The organism is Paenisporosarcina indica, assembly GCF_001939075.1.
In the GTDB taxonomy this organism is placed as follows: Bacteria; Bacillota; Bacilli; order Bacillales_A; family Planococcaceae; genus Paenisporosarcina; species Paenisporosarcina indica.
Genome location: NZ_MPTA01000001.1, coordinates 758,917 through 777,136, shown reverse-complemented (window position 1 = coordinate 777,136; position 18,220 = coordinate 758,917). Strand labels below are relative to the sequence as shown.

General features: G+C 44.5%; 18 protein-coding genes. 1 reads left to right on the top strand and 17 read right to left on the bottom strand.

The window, feature by feature from the left end; all coding sequences use genetic code 11:
- Positions 1-55: 55 nt before the first annotated feature.
- The 10 genes from GY23_RS03680 to GY23_RS03635 all read right to left on the bottom strand — a co-directional run bounded on the left by GY23_RS03680 (position 56) and on the right by GY23_RS03635 (position 10,798).
- Positions 56-853 (bottom strand): ABC transporter ATP-binding protein, encoded by a 798-nt coding sequence (locus GY23_RS03680; RefSeq protein WP_075617839.1) that lies wholly within the window; start codon positions 851-853, stop codon positions 56-58.
- Positions 828-1,880 carry an ABC transporter permease gene (locus tag GY23_RS03675; RefSeq protein ID WP_075617838.1) on the bottom strand — a complete coding sequence of 351 codons (1,053 nt, stop codon included), beginning with the start codon at positions 1,878-1,880 and terminating at the stop codon, positions 828-830. The genes GY23_RS03680 and GY23_RS03675 overlap by 26 nt, the downstream gene beginning before the upstream one ends.
- An 18-nt stretch (positions 1,881-1,898) precedes the next feature.
- Complete coding sequence (locus GY23_RS03670) at positions 1,899-2,879, bottom strand: ABC transporter substrate-binding protein (RefSeq protein ID WP_075617837.1); 981 nt, start codon at positions 2,877-2,879, stop codon at positions 1,899-1,901.
- 80 nt (positions 2,880-2,959) lie between these two features.
- Positions 2,960-4,399: a dihydrolipoyl dehydrogenase family protein gene (locus GY23_RS03665; RefSeq protein WP_075617836.1), complete on the bottom strand. Its 1,440-nt coding sequence runs from the start codon at positions 4,397-4,399 to the stop codon at positions 2,960-2,962.
- A gap of 1 nt (position 4,400) precedes the next feature.
- Positions 4,401-5,618 (bottom strand): dihydrolipoamide acetyltransferase family protein, encoded by a 1,218-nt coding sequence (locus tag GY23_RS03660; RefSeq protein ID WP_075617835.1) that lies wholly within the window; start codon positions 5,616-5,618, stop codon positions 4,401-4,403.
- A gap of 12 nt (positions 5,619-5,630) precedes the next feature.
- Complete coding sequence (locus tag GY23_RS03655) at positions 5,631-6,647, bottom strand: alpha-ketoacid dehydrogenase subunit beta (protein WP_211270642.1); 1,017 nt, start codon at positions 6,645-6,647, stop codon at positions 5,631-5,633.
- A 4-nt stretch (positions 6,648-6,651) separates the two neighbouring features.
- Entirely contained in the window at positions 6,652-7,707 is a 1,056-nt protein-coding gene (pdhA, locus tag GY23_RS03650; RefSeq protein WP_075617834.1) for a pyruvate dehydrogenase (acetyl-transferring) E1 component subunit alpha, read from the bottom strand.
- A 14-nt stretch (positions 7,708-7,721) separates the two neighbouring features.
- Complete coding sequence (locus GY23_RS03645) at positions 7,722-8,846, bottom strand: Leu/Phe/Val dehydrogenase (RefSeq protein ID WP_075618226.1); 1,125 nt, start codon at positions 8,844-8,846, stop codon at positions 7,722-7,724.
- Positions 8,847-8,907: 61 nt separating this feature from the next.
- A complete protein-coding gene (locus GY23_RS03640; RefSeq protein ID WP_075617833.1) occupies positions 8,908-9,303 on the bottom strand; it encodes a thioesterase family protein in 396 nt (131 codons plus the stop codon).
- Between the two features lie 520 nt (positions 9,304-9,823).
- Positions 9,824-10,798, bottom strand: a complete 975-nt coding sequence (locus tag GY23_RS03635; RefSeq protein ID WP_075617832.1) for an NAD(P)H-dependent flavin oxidoreductase — start codon at positions 10,796-10,798, stop codon at positions 9,824-9,826.
- Positions 10,799-10,881: 83 nt separating this feature from the next.
- On the opposite strand from GY23_RS03635, the gene GY23_RS03630 reads away from it, so the two are divergent.
- Positions 10,882-11,409, top strand: coding sequence for a gamma carbonic anhydrase family protein (locus tag GY23_RS03630; RefSeq protein ID WP_075617831.1), 528 nt, complete (start codon positions 10,882-10,884; stop codon positions 11,407-11,409).
- 63 nt (positions 11,410-11,472) lie between these two features.
- On the opposite strand, the gene paaX is transcribed toward GY23_RS03630, so the two are convergent.
- The 7 genes from paaX to GY23_RS03595 all read right to left on the bottom strand — a co-directional run bounded on the left by paaX (position 11,473) and on the right by GY23_RS03595 (position 18,219).
- Positions 11,473-12,333, bottom strand: a complete 861-nt coding sequence (gene paaX / locus GY23_RS03625) for a phenylacetic acid degradation operon negative regulatory protein PaaX (protein ID WP_075618225.1) — start codon at positions 12,331-12,333, stop codon at positions 11,473-11,475.
- Positions 12,334-12,671: 338 nt separating this feature from the next.
- Entirely contained in the window at positions 12,672-13,877 is a 1,206-nt protein-coding gene (locus tag GY23_RS03620) for an acetyl-CoA C-acyltransferase (protein WP_075618224.1), read from the bottom strand.
- Positions 13,877-14,749, bottom strand: a complete 873-nt coding sequence (locus GY23_RS03615) for a 3-hydroxyacyl-CoA dehydrogenase (protein ID WP_075617830.1) — start codon at positions 14,747-14,749, stop codon at positions 13,877-13,879. Before GY23_RS03615 ends, GY23_RS03620 begins: the two co-directional genes overlap by 1 nt.
- Before the next feature lie 74 nt (positions 14,750-14,823).
- The gene (locus GY23_RS03610; protein ID WP_075617829.1) at positions 14,824-16,341 is read right to left on the bottom strand and encodes an aldehyde dehydrogenase family protein; all 1,518 of its coding nucleotides are present in this window, start codon (positions 16,339-16,341) and stop codon (positions 14,824-14,826) included.
- Positions 16,342-16,354: 13 nt separating this feature from the next.
- Entirely contained in the window at positions 16,355-17,128 is a 774-nt protein-coding gene (locus GY23_RS03605; RefSeq protein ID WP_075617828.1) for an enoyl-CoA hydratase-related protein, read from the bottom strand.
- Positions 17,129-17,140: 12 nt separating this feature from the next.
- Complete coding sequence (locus GY23_RS03600; RefSeq protein WP_075617827.1) at positions 17,141-17,917, bottom strand: enoyl-CoA hydratase/isomerase family protein; 777 nt, start codon at positions 17,915-17,917, stop codon at positions 17,141-17,143.
- Positions 17,914-18,219: an EthD family reductase gene (locus tag GY23_RS03595; protein ID WP_075617826.1), complete on the bottom strand. Its 306-nt coding sequence runs from the start codon at positions 18,217-18,219 to the stop codon at positions 17,914-17,916. Before GY23_RS03595 ends, GY23_RS03600 begins: the two co-directional genes overlap by 4 nt.
- Position 18,220: the final 1 nt, after the last annotated feature.

Sequence of the window (18,220 nt, the reverse complement as noted above, 5' to 3'; positions counted from 1 at the left end):
TTTTCACTCCTTAAGTAACCAAGCATCCAAAAATTCGTTTTGTTATCTGACAGGTTCACACAGTCAATAAAGCTTTATCACTAGTCAGTTTTTCGCCACGAATACGCTGGAATTCATCCATTAATTTGGGAATGGTCAATTTCTTCTTCTCTTCTTCGTTTATTTCCAGAATGATTTGCCCTTTATCCATCATGATCAGCCTGTTCCCTAAATCCAACGCTTGCTGCATATTATGAGTAATCATCAATGTTGTCAGCCGGTCTTTTTCCACCAGCTGTTTCGTTAAATCGGTGATCAGTTCAGCACGCGAGGGGTCAAGAGCCGCTGTATGCTCATCTAGTAACAAAATTGAAGGCTGGGTAAAGGTAGCCATCAGCAGAGAAAGAGCCTGTCTTTCACCACCGGATAGCATTCCAACTTTCGCATTCAGACGGTTTTCCAGGTTTAAATGAAGGGTTTCAAGCGATTCCCGGAACAATTCCCGGCGTTTCCTGTCCACACCGTTCCTCAATATACGTTTCTTGTTGCGTGAGTAGGCCATTGCCAGATTTTCCTCGATGGTCATCGATGGGGCAGTTCCAGCCATGGGATCCTGGAATACCCGTCCAATCATCTGCGAACGTTTATATTCCGGTAATTTCGTGACATTTTTATCCGCGATTTCTATATCACCAAAATCAGGGGAAAGCGCGCCGGAAATCATGTTTAGCATTGTCGATTTCCCTGCCCCATTGCTTCCAATCACCGTCATGAAGTCTCCAGGATTTAAATGGAGATTGATCCGGTCAAGGGCAATTTTCTCATCCGGAGTGGCTTCATTGAACAATTTATTGATCTGGACGAGTTTCAGCAACTGCGGCTCCCCCTTTTGAAAGCGAATGTCGAATCTCTGCTAAACGCTCGGCATGCCGTCTCGCTTTTCTGTTTTTCTCCCTTTTCTTTTCAAAATACTGGGGTACTATCAGTGCACCGATCACAATGACGGCCGTAATCAATTTCATGTCTCCTGTATCCAGGAAATCCACTCTGAGGGCCAATCCAAGGACAATCCGATAGATGATTGCACCCGAAATTACGGCAAATGTGGTTCGGACAATTGTTTTCGTCCCGAATATCGCTTCACCGATAATGACTGAAGCAAGTCCGATGATGATCATCCCAATCCCCATCCCAATATCGGAAAACTTCGCATATTGGGCAATCAAAGCACCGGAGAAAGCAACCAGTGCGTTGGAAAAACCAAGTCCGACAATGATGAGTGTATCGGTATTGGCGGAAAGGCTCCGGATCATTTTTTTATTATCCCCAGTGGCTCTTATGGCAAGTCCAACTTCCGTTTTCAAAAACCAATCGACACCGAACTTGATTAGTAAAACGATAATGCTCATTAAGAACAAGGTGCCCCAAGTGGAAGGCAAATATTGTACACCCCTCATGCTTAAGAAACCATTTATAGCAGTATCAATGCCAAGTGAACCCCAAAAATTATGGAATTGAATGAACATGGTTTCGGCATTCAATAGAGGAATATTCGGACGCCCAATGGAACTTTCAGAGGTCATCCCCATGATTCTCAAATTAATGGAATACAGAGCGATCATCATTAGGATTCCCGATAGCAATGCATTTATTTTTCCTTTTGTATGGAGAAGACCTGTAAAGCAACCGGCTATAAAGCCGATTATGACGGCTGATGCCGTCGCCAACACGGGGTGATAACCCAAAATGATCATCGTGGCGGCGACTGCAGCTCCTGTAACAAAACTTCCATCGACCGTTAAATCCGGAAAATCAAGTATACGAAAGGAGATATATACGCCAAGTGCCATGATTGCATAGATGATTCCTTGCTCCACAGAGCCAAATACAGCTAAAAACATGTAGAATCCCCTCCTGTTTTATTCGCTGAATTCTGCTTTCCACTCGTCCTTAATATCCAGTCCGATGACAGCTGCTGTTTCTTTATTCATGATGAATTTTAATTTTTGGGGGATGTCAACAGGCAAATCAGCTGGTTTGCTTTCACCTTTCAAAATTTTCACAGCTTTTACGCCTGCTTCATATCCGATGTCATAATATTCAAATCCGTAAGCAGCCAAACCGCCCCGTTTAACGGAATCAAATTCTCCGACCATCATCGGTAATTTATTTTCGTTCGCAACCGAAATGACTGATTCCAGTGCAGACACAACTGTATTGTCCGTAATGATGTAGAGGGAGTCGACTTTGCCAATCAAAGATTCCGTTGCTTGTTTTACATCTGCAGAGGTGGCGACAGAAGCCTCTACAACCGTCATGTCCATCTCCTTCAGCATCTCTTTAACCGCGTCCACTTGGGCACGTGAGTTCTGTTCACCCGCGTTGAACACCATTCCGACTTTTTTTGCTCCTAATTCCTCTTTAAGGAATTTCATTGTATCGGAAATCGCATCGGGATGACTGTCAATCGTACCTGTTACGTTGCCTCCAGGTTTTTCCATGGAATCGACAAGCTCCGCTCCGACTGCGTCTGTGACTGAAGTGAACACAATCGGAATTTCAGTAGTGGCACTGACAGCGGCCTGGGCACTGCCAGTTGAATTCGCAAAAATCAAATCAACATTCGAACTGACCAGATTTGAAGCGATGGTCGTGCTAGCACTTGGATCACCTTGTGCTATTTGGACATCGTATTCCGCTACGATTCCTGCATCTTCCAACGCCTTTTTAAATCCATCATAAGCAGCATTCAATGAAGGGTGTTCGACAATTTGAGTGACTCCGATTTTAAACGTTTTGTTTTCCACTGATGAATTCGCCTTTTCCCCTTCCCCACATGCTCCAAGAAACATTGCAGAACCAAGAAGTAAAATACCGATTTTCTTCAAGCCTGATTTCATACTATTCCCCCTATGCGTTTAGTTATATGGTGTAAACTTGAAACCAAAGGAATGATTCATCACTAAGGTTGTTTCCAAGGTCAAATATTCAGTAAATCTTTCTTTTTGGCTGGAGCGGCATGGATGGCTTGATCAATTAGTCCTTCGACCGCTTCAAGTAGGCCTTCACTGTATCCCGGATGTGCATACAAAGGGAACTTTACGTCTTCTTCTTTCGCAGCCATCTCAAGCAATTGTACAAAGGAACCTGAAAGCTCGATGGCTCCTTCACCGATCATGTGGATGCCACTGATCATTTCCGTTTCCGGGTTTGAGATTACTTTTATGAAGCCATCTTTTTTACCGGTTATAGCTGCATAGCCGTTGCCTCCAAGCGGGAATTGGCTGACACGTACTTCAATCCCAAAATCACGCGCTTTTTGTTCTGTGAGACCGACTGAAACGGCGGGAGGCAAGGTGTGTGCAACAACCGGCGTGAAAGTTAAATCGACTTCCGGTTTCATGCCCGCAATTTCTTCCACAACAGCTTTGCCTTGCTTGATTGCCTTGACAGCCAATAGAGGTCCTTCCGTTACATCGCCGATTGCATAAATGGAAGGAATCGATGTCCGCAAACTTCCATCGACTAGGATGAAGCCTTCGTTCGTTTGCTTGACCCCGATACGGCTGATGCCAAGGGATTCAACATTGGCTGCCCTCGTTCCTGTGACGAAAAGATGTGATCCCCAAATGGTTTTTTCAACCTTTTTATCATTCTGGAATATAACGGCGATTTCATCGTCGGTTTCATTTACTGAAATTATTTGAACATCCCTATGAACCTCAATTTTTCTCCGTTTAAATAAGCGCAGCATTTCCTTATGAATGGATTCGTCGAAAGCAAAGCCAGTGTTATCCTCAAACAGAATACTCACTTTCGCTCCAAGGGCAGCAAAACTGGAGGCCACTTCGAGGGCCATGTAATCGTTCCCTTTTACCAATAGGTGTTCAGGGAGTTCCTCAAGTTCGAATATATTATGAGACAGGATAATCCGTTTGCCTTCAGCATTTAGCGACAAAGGCAGAACCGGAGAACTGCCGGTCGCAATAATCGCCTGTTCGAATTCATAAATATCGAACTGATGCCCATTTTCCACACCGATTTTGTCTGGTCCAAGAAATGTTGCCTTTCCACGAATCACTTCAATTTTGTTGTTCTTGCAAAGGCTTTCCACTCCGGTACGAAGTCCAACGATGACTTTATCCTTATAGGCAAGCAGCTTAGAGAAATCGAAAGCGGCAGTGCCGTCCCCAATTCCAAGTTCCTGCAAATGTACAGTTTCAGCTCGTTTTTTTGCAGCATGGGTGAAGGTTTTGGATGGGATACACCCTTTGTTTAAGCAGGTCCCACCTATTTCGGCCTGTTCAATCAGCGTGACCGAAAGACCTAGTTGTGCACCTCGCACAGCGGCAGTATATCCGCCAGGTCCACCTCCGATAATGATGAGATTACGTTGTTGACTGATTTCACCGACAACCATATTAAATCATCTCCATCATCAGTTTGTGTGGTTGTTCTATGAGGCTCGCAAAGCGGTTCGTAAAGGAAACAGCAGTTGCTCCATCCGCAACCCGGTGGTCGAATGCCATCGAAAGAGTCATGATATGACCGATGACGATTTCATCTTGTTCATTGACGATTGGCTGTTTTTTTGTTTTATGGAAAGCGATCAATGCAGTTTCCGGATAATTAATGATTGGCGTGGCCCCCGTACTGCCAAGCGGCCCCACATTGCTCACTGTAAATGTACTGTTTTGCATTTCAAACGGTTGAAGCTTCCCGTCAAGTGCTCTCTCCGTCAATCCTTTAACGTCGTTGTGAATCTTTTTGAGTGATTTTTTATCGGCATCATGGAGAACAGGGACAATCAAGCCACTTTCCGTGTTTGTTGCGATTCCGATATGATAATTCTTTTTAAGGAGAATCCGGCTGTTTTCTTCATCGAGCTCAGCATTGAAAATCGGGAACTCCTTCAAAGAAATGACCAACGCTTTAATGAGAAAGGCGGAAACACTAACTGATTCACCTGATGCTTTTAGGTTTTCTCTCATTTTGAACAAGTTCGTCATATTCACTTCGTCAAAATGAGTGACGTGTGGGATGGTAAATAAGGATTTCGTCATCTTTTCGGCGATTTTTTTGCGGACCCCTTTGAATGGAATTTCATCTGGGAATTCTTGATGAATGGTTGGTTGAGAAACAACCGCGTCGGGCAAATTCTCGTTTTTTTGAGCATTCAAGAATCGGTAAACATCTTCTTCCGTCACTTTTCCAGATGGATCAGCAGCAGGGACGTCTTCAAGATTAATGTTATTTTCCCGTGCTATTTTACGGGTGTATGGAGCGGCTAATACCCGCATGAAAGGTATAGGTGAAGTATTTTCCGCATGTCCGGGCGGTGGAGGATCTGTTTTTGCATTTCGATTTTTTTCATTTATTGCTTGGTGTTGTGTTCTTCCGTCTTCGAACGCATCTATATAGATGAGGCTCGCTCCTACCTGGACGGTTGAACCGGGATCAAAAATGATTTGTTTTACAATACCAGAACAGGGGGATGTTAGTTCCGCAATCATTTTGTCGGTCTGTACCTCAACAAGAGGCTGATCGATTTTTACCGTGTCCCCTACCTTGACCAAATAATGGATGATTTCCGCTTCGGTCATCCCTTCGCCGATATCGTGTAACTTTACTTCGAGCATTGTATTTCCCCCTTAAAAATGGACCACTTTTTCAATCCCCTCAATTACACGAGCCGGTGTTGGAAGATAATGTTCTTCCAGCGTGAAAAAAGGAACAGGCACATCAAAACCGGTCACTCTTTCAATCGGAGCGCGCAGATATAGGAAAGCTGTGTCGTTGATAATGGAAACAAGGTCATTTCCAAGTCCGCCGGTTTGATGAGCTTCGTGGATAATGACGGCTCTCGTTGTCTTTTGTACGGATTGCGCAATGATGTCACGATCGATGGGATATAGGGTCCGCAGATCGATGATTTCACAACTGATGCCATGTTGCTGTGCCTGTTCAGCAGCCTTTTCCGCAACTGATATCATGGCACCCCATGCAATCAAGGTCACATCAGTACCTTCGCGCACAATTTTTCCTTTCCCGATTTCCACTGTATATTTCCCGACTGGTACTTCTTCACGCTTTGAGCGATAGTTTTTCATCGTTTCGAGCACAAGCACGGGATCCGGGTCTTCCATGGCTGCAATTAGCAAGCCTTTCGCATCATATGGATTGGAAGGACAGACGACTTTAATTCCTGGCATATGTGTGAAGAGGGATTCGGTACTGTCTGAATGAATTTCAGGCGCACGGATGCCTGCCCCATATGGCGCCCTGATGACCATCGGCACTGTGAAACGGGACATTGATCGCATCCGCAACCGTGAAACATGTGTCATGATCTGTTCGTAGGCAGGGTAGATGAATCCGAGAAACTGCATTTCCGCAATCGGTTTGAACCCGTTAACCGCAAGCCCAATCGATGTCCCAATGATGCCCGATTCTGAAAGCGGGGTATCTACAACACGATGGGCCCCAAATTGTTCCTGCAATCCCTCGGTAGCTCTGAATACGCCACCATTTTTACCGATATCTTCACCGAGAATGATGGTTCGACTGTCTTCCTCGAGTAACAATCGCATGCCATCATTGATTGCTTGAATCATGGTCATCTCGCTTGTCTTTACGTTCTCCCGATTTGATTCTTTCATTTGCGTCATCACGTCACCGCCTTTCCAAATGTGCAAGATATGCTTCTTTTTGTTCAGCGAGTTGAGCGGGCATTTCTGCAAATACGTGGTCAAAAACATCTTCCACGTTCGGAGCAGGGAAATTTTCCATTTCTTCCACAGCGGATTCGACTTCACGGATAATTTTATCTGTCATTTCCTGAATCCATTTTTCGTCCCAATAGCCATAGTTTTTCATGAATAATTCCATGCGCACCATAGGGTCCACAATGTTCTCCCCTTGCTTGTCAGGGCGGTATTTGGATGGGTCATCTGCAGTTGTGTGGGCACCTTTTCTCCATGTAACCGCCTCGATTAAGGTGGGCCCATGACCATTTCTGGCGTGTTCAAAAGCTTTTTTCGTTTCAAAATAAACCGCAAGACAATCATTGCCGTCAATCCGGATGCCTGGAATTCCATAGGCTACTGATTTTTGTGCAATTGTTGCGGAATTCATTTGTTTTTCCATTGGGACTGAAATTGCATACCCATTGTTTTGGTTGAAAAAAACGACCGGAACTTTGAAGACGCTCGCAAAATTCAATCCCTCATGAAAATCACCTTCAGATGTTGCTCCATCCCCGAAATAGGCAATCGAGGCATTTTTCGTTCCCTTTAGCTTTTCAGCCCAAGCGGCACCTGCAGCATGAGGTAGCTGCGTCGCAATCGGGACTGCTGGCGGGAAGATATTCCTGCCAGTAGGTGGAATGCAGCCCTCCACTCTACCGTTCCAATATAGAAATGTTCTGGCCATGCTTTTTCCAAATGTGAGGGTGGCTCCGTGGTCACGGTAAGTAGGAAATACCCAGTCATCTGCTTGGAGCGCCAATGCACTGCCTACCTGCGCTGCCTCTTGTCCTTCGAAAGGAGCATATGTGCCGAGGCGTCCCTGACGTTGCAGGTTAATGGATTTTCTGTCATAAGTGCGGATGCGCTGCATGTTGTAATACAATTCTTTCACCAATTTTTCATTAATCTGCTCTTCAAAACTCGCATCTACTATCATGCCTGTGTCATCTATTATTCTCTTAATCGGATAGTTTTGTTCCATTAAAATGCCTCCTATCAGGATAAATTTCGTATGGACCACTTAGGTTTCTCAGGGGACGTAAAGAAACTGTTCCGTTTTGTTCGATCTGCAATTCTTTTCTCACACATCTGATTTGCGGATTCCTCCGTCGTTTTCCCAGTGTTACTGGCTTCCTTGTAAACTTCCAAAATTGCATCATAGATACGCTTTGTTTTCGCGAGTACCCGGTCATGATTGATGCCGTACAATTCATCCGCTACTTGGATGAGACCACCGGAATTGACGATGTAATCCGGAGCGTACAAAATCCCCTTTTCATGCAGCATATTCCCGTGTTTGTCATTTAACAACTGATTGTTGGCTGCACCGACAATGGCCTTCACCTTAAGCTGGGTGATCGTATTGTCGTTTATGATTCCACCGAATGCACAAGGCACAAAAATATCCACTGGCTGTGAATATATATCTTCTTTCGCAATGACGGTTACTTTGCCTGATGTTGTCTCTGCCTTTAATTCAATTGCATGAAGACTTTCCTTACTGATGTCCGTCACGAAAATGTGGGCACCAGCTTCAAGCAATCCACAGGCTACTTTGAAACCAACCTTGCCCAGACCTTGAACGGCATAGGAATGGCCGCCGAGTTCTTCATTTCCAAAGAGCATGTAATTGGTCGCCTTTATCCCATGCAGAACACCAGCCGCTGTGGGAATTGATGAATCACCACCACCACCGTATTCCACAGGCAATCCGTTAATGAAATTCGACTCCTTCGATGCGTGAATGAAATCTTCCATTGCCGTGCCCATATCCGTCCCAGTGTAAAAACGACCAGCCAGTGAGTTGACAAATTGACCGAACGCGCGGAATAGTTCGGGGGACTTATCGGTTTTTGGATCGCCGATGATGACCGCTTTCCCGCCGCCGAAATCCACATCGGCGGCAGCACATTTGTACGTCATTCCTTTCGACAGCCTCAGAACATCTTCCAATGCTTCATCCATGCTGTTATACGGCTGCATACGGCACCCACCCAGTGCGGGTCCGAGTGTTGTATTATGAATGGCGATGATGGCACGCAATCCAGTTGAAGGATCATTGCAAAAGACGACCTGTTCATGCGCCCTCATTTTATCGAAGAGTTCAAAATCTTTTTCCATTGATGTTCTTTCCGCAACTTTCACACGAATACCCCCTTAAATCTCTCATCAAAATTTGTTTTTAGACTGAAGCTTCACGTAACTTGTTTGCAATGGTTTCTTTTGATAATACGACTTGCACCACTTCGCCTTTTCCGATGATGCCCAAATGGTTTTTCACTGTGACTTTTGTCTTCACGAAATTGTCCCAAAGCTCAATGACACTGGCGGTTAACGCCACAACCGAACCGACAGGAGATGCTGCGATATGTTTGAGTTGAACAGATGCTCCCATTCCTTCTTCATGTTCTTCCAAAAATGGAAGGATGATCTTTCGAGAAACCCATTCCATGTGATAAGTCATGGCAACCGTCGAATAGACAGGGTGCACTACTTTCCCCTCGAAAGAAGCAAACATTGACTCAGTCACCATGATTTCGATTCTTTCTTCCCTACCTAATTCCAATCCATGTTTCATTTGCAATCTCCTACTTGTCTCGTAGTTTATGTAAATCAATTGACAATCATTTCACTTTAATAGAAAAGTTTCTATTAAAGTGAAATTCGTTCACAAGATGTGAATTTGAAAACGCTTACAAACGGAACATACACAAAAACTAAACAACAAGTTTTTAAGACACCCTCTACATTAAAACAGTTTAGAAAAATGGTTTCACTTTTATTTCTTCATTCAGTATATGAATTCTTTTATCGTATAACACTATTTCAACGTAATATTATCAAAATGTAATATTATAGTCAACACAATAATTGGAAAAATCAATGTTTTTAGAATTAACAGAAATTTGGTGTTGACAGGTAATTAATTGTTCTTTTCGTAAGCATCCGTCACTTCAAAAGAGCCATGTGTATGCCATTATTAAAGTGGATATGAAAAAGAACCCATTCCATGTAAGAACCAACGGAATGGGCTTCAATTTTTGACTGTGGAAACTTCTTTTTTTCAAATGCTTGAATGCCCTTTTTTTTAAAAGATTTCACTTATTTTCTTTTTTAATCATCGATTCGAATGCCCTGACTGTGTGGTCGATCTGCAGTTTTGCGTCTTGCATCATGCTCTCGAGTAAATCCTTGACACTTGGGATGTGGTCGATCAAACCGGCTATTTGACCACTGTTTATAAATCCGTTTTCCAAATCTCCTTCAATTGCGCCTTTGACGTGATGCATTTCTGAAGTCATTTCACCGTATTGATCGGGTGTCAGTCCTTCTTTTTCACGTTCGTCAAGTTCCCTTGAAAACGGGGTCTTCAGCAGTCGCCTTAGCTTACCTACACTCCGGCCGACAATGATTGTTTCCGTATCACTGGCATTCACCAAGCTTTGTTTGTACTTTTCGTGAAATGGGGCTTCCTGGGTCGCAATCAAGCGCGTTCCAATCTGGACCCCACTTGCACCAAGCATGAGTGCAGCAGCCAGCCCCTTGCCGTCTCCAATCCCTCCTGCTGCCACTACGGGAATCTCAACACATTTCACAATTTGTGGAATAAGGGTGAATGTCGTCAATTCAAGACTGGAATTGATTCCGGCGGCTTCAAATCCTTCCGCAACCAAAATATCTGCCCCAGCGGATTCCGCTTTTTCGGCATGTTTAACGGAAGCCACCAATACAAGGACTTTTATGCCATGATCCTGCAAGACAGAGATGTAAGGGAAGGGGTTACCAGCTGATAAAGAAACCACCGGTACGTCATGTTTGATAATCAAATCAATCAACTCTTGGGTATAAGGCGAGACATTGATCGCGATGTTAACCGCAAAATTCTTTTTTGTCAGCTTCTTCATCTGGAGGATCATTTGTTCCACTTCATTTGGTGTCATGGTGCCACAACCGATTGTGCCTAAACCACCAGCTTCAGATACAGCCGTAGCTAACTCGGCGTTGCTGATATTGCCCATTCCCCCTTGAATAATCGGTAGGTCAATTTGAAGTAAGTCACATAAATGTTTCATTTTTCATTCACCTCTACTAGAATATGTTATAGTAAATATAGTTGAAAGACAATTGCGATAATTTGAAATAGGGGGATGGAACAGTGATTATTTCCTTTAAAGGAAAAACGCCTATACTAGATTCGTCGGTTTTCGTTGCACCTGGATCCAAAATCATCGGGGAAGTTGTTGTGGGAGAAGAATCAACCATATGGTTCAATGCCGTATTGCGTGGAGATGAAGGCCTCATATCAATTGGAAAAAGGTGTAGCATACAGGACAATTCCACCATACATTTATACGAAGGTGCTCCTGTCATTGTAGAGGATGAAGTAACCGTCGGACATAACGTAATTTTACATGGATGCAGGGTGGGCAGTCGTTCAATTATTGGCATGGGTTCCACGATACTGGATCATGCGGAAATCGGGGAAGAATGCATCATCGGCGCCAATACATTGATTCCGCCCGGAAAGAAAATTCCTCCCCGTTCCCTGGTTGTGGGTTCACCTGGAAAAGTGGTGAGGGAATTGAGCGACAAAGACTTTGAAATTATCCAACTATCTATTGATACGTACGTTCAAAAAGGATATGATTACCGTGGAATTTTCCAGAATACAGGAAATGAATAAAAAATAACTGGGTTGCCAAGGAATTGGCACCCAGTTTTTTTCATGTGGATGGATAGTAAATTCCTAATCATTGATCAATGGATGATCATCAGCGTCATAGGATTTGTTTTTCCATTGCATATCGTTGTCTTCTTGGAATATTTCCTCAAAAAACTGACTGGCCGATTGCGCGAGCAATTTATAGTATTGTTCGAATAAAAGAGCCGCATGATGTCCAGTCCAAATCTCCGGTAGCAATTCCTTTGGAAGACCTGGATCTGCAAATAGGAATTTACGGTATTCATGAACAAGCTTCGTCCGTTCTACAAAACATTCAGCATCGGTCATTTGACCTTTACTCATCATGCTTTGGTGGACAATGAAATTTCTGCTGTAGGTCGAGATGAACTCCTGGTATTTCCCTTCAATTTCCTGCAGTGGCCAACTTTTTTCAACAAGGGTTCTGTCTTCTTGCGGTCCTTTATATGAAGATACAAAGAAATCAGTATAAGTCTGAATTTCATATTTCTCTATAAGCAACTTCACTTCTTTTTCAAGATTATTGGGTGAAATCCAACAACCATTTGAAAAGCTGCCAAATCCACTCCACAATAATTCCTTACGAAGTTCGTCGCGAATCTGCCTTTTGTCTTCAGGAATTGTATACATGAGCATACGCCATTTTCCATCCCAGTCATCAGGCGCAAATTTAAAAATCCGGATGGCCGCCTCTTCCATACGTGCTTTCCCGCGCTGTGTCAGGAAATAATAACTTTTATTGCCCTTTTTCTCTGACTCGATCCATCCTTGCTTCATCATTCTGGAAACGGACACTCGCACGGATTGTTCATTGTGCCCAAATTCCTTTAACAGTCTGATTAAACTCCCAATCCAGATTTTGTTTCCGTAATGCCGGATATAATCGCCGTAAATTGTAAATATCATGGATTGTGTATTGGCCAAATCGGTTCACTCTTTCTTATTTTCGCTGACAAGCATATTTCACGTTTCATCCCTTCTTACATTATATCGTTATATTGAAAAAATGAAAATTTATTTACCGGTAAAGATGGTAGCCTTTTTTCAAATAATGCGTTCAGAGTTTCCGTTCATTTGGTTGTTGGAAACATCAATTCATCGGCTTTTGATTTGATTGGAGACTTGTCTGAATTTCCGTGCTCAAGCCGTTTGTAATGGTATTACTCCATATCTGTTCGCTTGAACGGAGTTCGTAGGAATCCGCCACTTAAAATAATCCAATAGATAGCTAAGTGGTGAGTAGTTCATTCCGAAATGTTTTCAAAGATTGCCGCAATCCCCTGTCCGACACCGATACACATCGTAGCTAGGCCGTATTGAACTTTCTGTTTTTTCATTTCATATAATAGTGTCGTTAAAATACGTGCTCCACTGGCACCAAGTGGATGTCCAAAAGCGATGGCCCCACCATTGACATTTACTTTTGTGTCTTCCAAACCCAATTGGTCCATGCATGCAATTGATTGCGAAGCAAAGGCTTCATTCAGTTCAACCAGCCCAATATCGCTTATACTCAAGCCTGACCGTTCGAGCACTTTCCTGGAGGCATAAATCGGACCAAGTCCCATCACATTGGGTTTGAGTCCGGCTGTTGCAGCTGCCTTGTATTTGGCTAGAGGGGTAAGGTTCAACTCTCTCGCTTTATCCGCACTCATGAGGAGCAATGCGGACGCTCCGTCATTGACGCCTGAAGCGTTTCCGGCTGTAACGGTGCCATCCTTGAAAATTGGTTTCAGTTGCCCAAGCTTCTCAAGTGTCGTATCAGGACGGGGATGTTCGTCTTGATCCACTGTTACCGTGTTACCTTTACGGTCCACATATACAACTGGTACGATTTCTTCCGCGAATCGGTTTTCTTTCAATGCTTTTTTCGCCCTCTGCTGGCTTTGATAGGCAAACATGTCCTGGGCTTCACGAGTGATTTTGTATTCGCGTGCCACGTTTTCAGCTGTTTGGGGCATTGAATCCGTCCCATACATTGCCTGCAGCTTGTTATTGGTAAAGCGCCAGCCGATTGTCGTATCCTGCAGTTCCATATTGCCTCTTGGAAAAGATTGTTCCGGTTTGGCCATTACGAGTGGTGCACGAGTCATGCTTTCGGTTCCGCCCGCAATGAAAATGTCTCCTTCACCCACTGCTATAGCTCTTGCCGCATACATAACGGCATCAAGACCAGAACCACAAAGTCGGTTGATCGTGGTGCCTGCAACTTCAACAGGCAAACCTGCCAGTAAAGCGGCCATCCGTGCCACGTTGCGGTTGTCTTCGCCAGATTGATTTGCATTTCCCAATACCACTTCTTCAATTTCACGGACTTCCAAGAAGGGATTCCGTTCCATAAGTGCCTTGATCACGACTGCACCCAAATCATCCGGCCGTACATCTTTTAATGCACCGTTGTATCTACCGATAGGCGTCCTTACCGCATCCACTATGACAACTTCTCGCATCATTTCTTGGCCCACTCTTCTTCTATTGTATAGTCGTATACGCCTTTGCCGCTTTTACGTCCGAGACGACCAGCTTTTACATATTGCTCCAGAAGTGGTGCCGGACGGTACTTTTCCCCAAGCTTGGCATGCAGATAGTTCAAGTTATTCAGACGTGTATCAAGTCCAACAAGATCCACGAGTTCAAATGGCCCCATAGGATAATTCAAACCAAGCTTGATCGCTTTATCGATTGCTTCAGGCGTACCAAGTCCTTCCTGAAGCATGTAGAAGGCTTCATTGCCGACAAGTGCACTGATCCGGCTCGTAACAAACCCTGGAAATTCATTGATGACCACGGTTTCTTTGCCCATTTTCACTGCTACTTCCTGAATGGTCTGGACTGTCTCGTCGCTTGTTTCCAAGCCCCGGACAATTTCTACAAGCGGCATTTTATGTACAGGGTTAAAAAAGTGCATGGCAATTGTTTTACCCGGACGATTGGCGAATGATGCTATTTCTGTCGGACTCATTGTCGACGTATTCGAAGCAAAATAGCAATGAGCAGGAGCTGATTGTTCCATGGCTTCGAATACTTGTTTTTTGATGGACGTTACTTCGGGGACTGCTTCAATAATCAAATCAGCAACACCCGCAGCTAAGGCCAAGTCACTTTCATAGCTAATATTGCGAAGCGCTTGAGCAGCCTGATCGGACGAAATTTTCCCTAGAGACAGGCCTTTTTCAATCGTGCGTTCAATTTCTTTTTTCGCATTCTGCAAAGCAAATTCTTGAATGTCGACAACGGTGACTGAAAAGCCCCCCACTATGCCAATATACGCGATTCCTCTGCCCATCAAGCCGGAACCGACAACTACTATTCGATTGATCACTTTCTACCCCTCCATTTCGGTGAAAGAATACGGACAGGGGGTCTGAAACCTCCTGTCCGTCATTTACATAATTTTTATAAGCCGAACGGATTCAATGGACGACTGCCGTAGTAAGATAAGATACTTTTCGTTTCTGTATATAGATCCAGTGTCTCGATGCATAATTCTCGTCCGAAACCGGATTGCTTATAACCTCCGAACGGTGTTCCAGGAAATGCAGAAAACGGGCAGTTTACCATTACGATTCCCGCCTGGATCTGATTTGCTACGCGTGTCGCACGGGCACCATCTTTTGACCAAACAGCCGAACCTAATCCGAACTCTGAATCGTTTGCCAATCGGATCGCTTCTTTTTCATCTTTGAACTTCATCACAACGACTACAGGTCCGAAGATTTCATCCGTTACGGCTTTCATCGAGTGAGTGACATTGGCAATAATTGTTGGCTCATACCAGAAGCCATTTTCATAGCCCTCCAGTTTCGCAATTTTCCCACCGACAAGTATGTCCGCTCCTTCATTTTTTGCTGATTGAACATAACTATCGATGGTGTCAAGCTGACCTTGATCGATGATTGCGCCTACATGAGTGCCTTTATTGAATGGATTTCCCAGCTGTAATTTTTTCGTCTTTTCAATAAACTTGTTCATAAATTCATCGTAAATGTCTTCATGGACATATAAACGGGAACGTGCTTCACATGATTGGCCCGAATTGTAGAAAATTCCGAACAAGGAACCATCTACCGCAGCGTCAATATCTGCATCTTCAAATACAAGACTTGGAGATTTCCCTCCAAGCTCCAGTGTTACGCGTTTTAATGTTTGTGATGCTTTGGCCATGATATCTTTGCCGATTGGCGTTGATCCTGTAAACGCGACTTTATTTACTCGCGGGTGCTCGACCAAAAAGTTCCCCACGTCCGCCCCATTCCCCGGGATAACATTTACCACTCCCGCAGGAACTCCTGCTTCAAGACAGATTTCTCCAAGAATAATGGCAGTTAAAGGTGTGAGAGATGCCGGTTTGACAATGACGGAACATCCTACAGCGATGGCTGGCGCGATTTTCCATGCAGCCATCATCAATGGATAATTCCATGGGATGATTTGCGCGCAAACCCCTACTGGCTCTATCTCCGTGTAGTTGTGGAACTGTCCAGGCACATTGTTGACGCTACCGCGGTGCCCGACAATTGCGCCTGCATAAAACTCGAAATCCTCAATTGCCTGCGACACCTGCCCTTGAGCTGCGTGAAGGGACTTTCCTGTATCAAGGATCTCCAGTTCCACAAGTTCATTGAATCTAGCGCGCATGATAGCGGCAATTTTATTCAGTGTCTGTGAACGGCGCCCAATCGGATACAACTTCCATTTGCCATGGTCAAAGGAATTACGGGCTGCTTCCACTGCTTTTTCAGCATCCTCTTTTGAAGCTTTCGCCACTTCAGCAATCAGTTCGCCCGTTGCCGGATTGAAAGTTTTAATGGTTTCTCCTGTACTGCTTTTAACTTTCTCACCATTGATGATTAAATGATAGAAATCCCGTTTCATCGATTCTTGCTCCGTTGCATTTTCTCGAATGGTCGTCATGTGATTATTCCTCCTATTGTCCTGAAAAAACAGGCTTTCTTTTTTCCATAAACGCTGTGACACCTTCACGGTGATCATTTGTAAGACCTGCGATTCGCTGCCCTTGTGCTTCATGCTCCAGGTAATCTTCAAAAGACAGTTGTGGAATGGCCATCAAGGAGCGTTTGATCAACCCGATTGCTTTTGTCGGCAAAGTGGCTAGACGCCCGGCAAAAGCAGCTACGTCTTCTTCCCAGCTTTCAAAAGGGTACACTTTGCTTGCAAGGCCCATATGCAGCGCATCAGTCGCACTGACCTTTTCTCCCAGTATCGAGAGTTCGACCGCTTTTGTTTGACCAACGAGCTGAGATAAATAATAAAGATTGCCTGAATCGGGAATGAGGCCGACATGTATGAAAGCATTCAAAAAACTTGCACGCTCTGATACGACTCTGAAGTCACAGGCAAGTGCAAGGCTGAAGCCTGCCCCGGCTGCGACGCCATTTACAGCTGCGACAATCGGTTTATCGCAAAGCCTGATTTGCTTTATCATGGGACCATAATGGTCGCGCAAAACTTGGCCGTGATCCATCTGTTCGTCAACTTCCGATAAATCCTGTCCGGAACAAAATGCCCGACCTTCGCCAGTGATGACAATGCAGCGGACTTGTTCATCATTAGATGCTGTTTTTACGGCTACTTTCACTTCACGGTTCATCTTGGCTACAAATGCATTCAAACTGTCGGGCCTGTTTAGATAGAGCCATGCAACGGCGTCTTTGACCTCATAGCGAATTGTTTCAAACATCTTCCACATTCCTCACTTGCCTCGATAGTCCGGTTTTCTTTTTTCAATAAAAGCATTCATGCCCTCTTTTTGATCCTGAGTGGCAAACAGCAGATAGAAATTTTTCCGTTCATACTGCATTCCTTCAGATAAGCTGGAATCAACAGCCTTGTTTACCGAGTCCTTGATAAGGCGTAGCGAGAGCGGCGGCTGTTTGGCAAGCCGATTCGCAAACTTCAAGGCTTCTTCCATTAAGAGTTCGGAGGCAACGATTTTATTGATCACGCCATATCTGAGCGCATCTTCGGCACTGACCCTTTCACCAGTCCAAAGCCATTCCAATGCTTTCGTGCGGCCGGCAAGTTTCGTCAATCGCTGTGTCCCCCCTGCACCCGGCATGACACCAAGGCCGACTTCCGGGAATGAAAACTCAGTCCCACTTGCTGCGATCAAAATGTCGCAGCATAGGGCAAGCTCAAATCCGCCACCGAAAACGAATCCTTTAACTGCGCCGATTAACGGCTTCTTAATAAGCGCGAAACGGTCCCAATCTGCAAATTGATTCAGGAGTTCCAAGCTGATTGGATCATCGTCCGTCATTTCATCGATGTCTGCTCCTGCAGAAAACGCCCGCCCTTTGCCGGTCAAAACAATGATGCGCACTTGGTCGTTCCGGTCGAAATGTTCCATCGCTTCGACGAGTTCGCTTACCAGTTTCCGATTCAAGGAATTTAGCTGGCGGGGACGATTCAGCTCGATTACCGCAACACTTCCCTCAATGGATGTCTCGATGAAGTCGAAGGATTTCATTTTGCCTCTTCGCCGATCATCAATGTGACAAGGTCACCCGCAAATCCCATCAGATCCTTGCCTGATGCTTTTCCTTCAGCAGAACGCATGCCTTGCTGCAAGGATTCCATGTTATCGTAAATCATCTCGCACATGATGTAGTACTTGCCTTCTCCACCCATTGGTGAACCTGTCATTTTTGTCACCTTCATTTCACGCAGTCCGGGAATCTTCGACGTAAGAGGTCCATGCACGTTGAAGTAGTGATCATCGAAAACCTCTTTATTTTCCGGGTGTTTGTATAAAGCGATTAATTTAGCCATA

Coding starts and splice junctions, on each gene's coding strand:
- GY23_RS03675 (WP_075617838.1), bottom strand. CDS start 1,880: ATGTTTTTAGCTGTATTTGGCTCTGTGGAGCAAGGAATCATCTATGCA.
- GY23_RS03670 (WP_075617837.1), bottom strand. CDS start 2,879: ATGAAATCAGGCTTGAAGAAAATCGGTATTTTACTTCTTGGTTCTGCA.
- GY23_RS03665 (WP_075617836.1), bottom strand. CDS start 4,399: ATGGTTGTCGGTGAAATCAGTCAACAACGTAATCTCATCATTATCGGA.
- GY23_RS03660 (WP_075617835.1), bottom strand. CDS start 5,618: ATGCTCGAAGTAAAGTTACACGATATCGGCGAAGGGATGACCGAAGCG.
- GY23_RS03655 (WP_211270642.1), bottom strand. CDS start 6,647: ATGACGCAAATGAAAGAATCAAATCGGGAGAACGTAAAGACAAGCGAG.
- pdhA (WP_075617834.1), bottom strand. CDS start 7,707: ATGGAACAAAACTATCCGATTAAGAGAATAATAGATGACACAGGCATG.
- GY23_RS03645 (WP_075618226.1), bottom strand. CDS start 8,846: ATGGAAAAAGATTTTGAACTCTTCGATAAAATGAGGGCGCATGAACAG.
- GY23_RS03640 (WP_075617833.1), bottom strand. CDS start 9,303: ATGAAACATGGATTGGAATTAGGTAGGGAAGAAAGAATCGAAATCATG.
- GY23_RS03635 (WP_075617832.1), bottom strand. CDS start 10,798: ATGAAACATTTATGTGACTTACTTCAAATTGACCTACCGATTATTCAA.
- paaX (WP_075618225.1), bottom strand. CDS start 12,333: ATGATATTTACAATTTACGGCGATTATATCCGGCATTACGGAAACAAA.
- GY23_RS03620 (WP_075618224.1), bottom strand. CDS start 13,877: ATGCGAGAAGTTGTCATAGTGGATGCGGTAAGGACGCCTATCGGTAGA.
- GY23_RS03610 (WP_075617829.1), bottom strand. CDS start 16,341: ATGACGACCATTCGAGAAAATGCAACGGAGCAAGAATCGATGAAACGG.
- GY23_RS03605 (WP_075617828.1), bottom strand. CDS start 17,128: ATGTTTGAAACAATTCGCTATGAGGTCAAAGACGCCGTTGCATGGCTC.
- GY23_RS03600 (WP_075617827.1), bottom strand. CDS start 17,917: ATGAAATCCTTCGACTTCATCGAGACATCCATTGAGGGAAGTGTTGCG.
- GY23_RS03595 (WP_075617826.1), bottom strand. CDS start 18,219: ATGGCTAAATTAATCGCTTTATACAAACACCCGGAAAATAAAGAGGTT.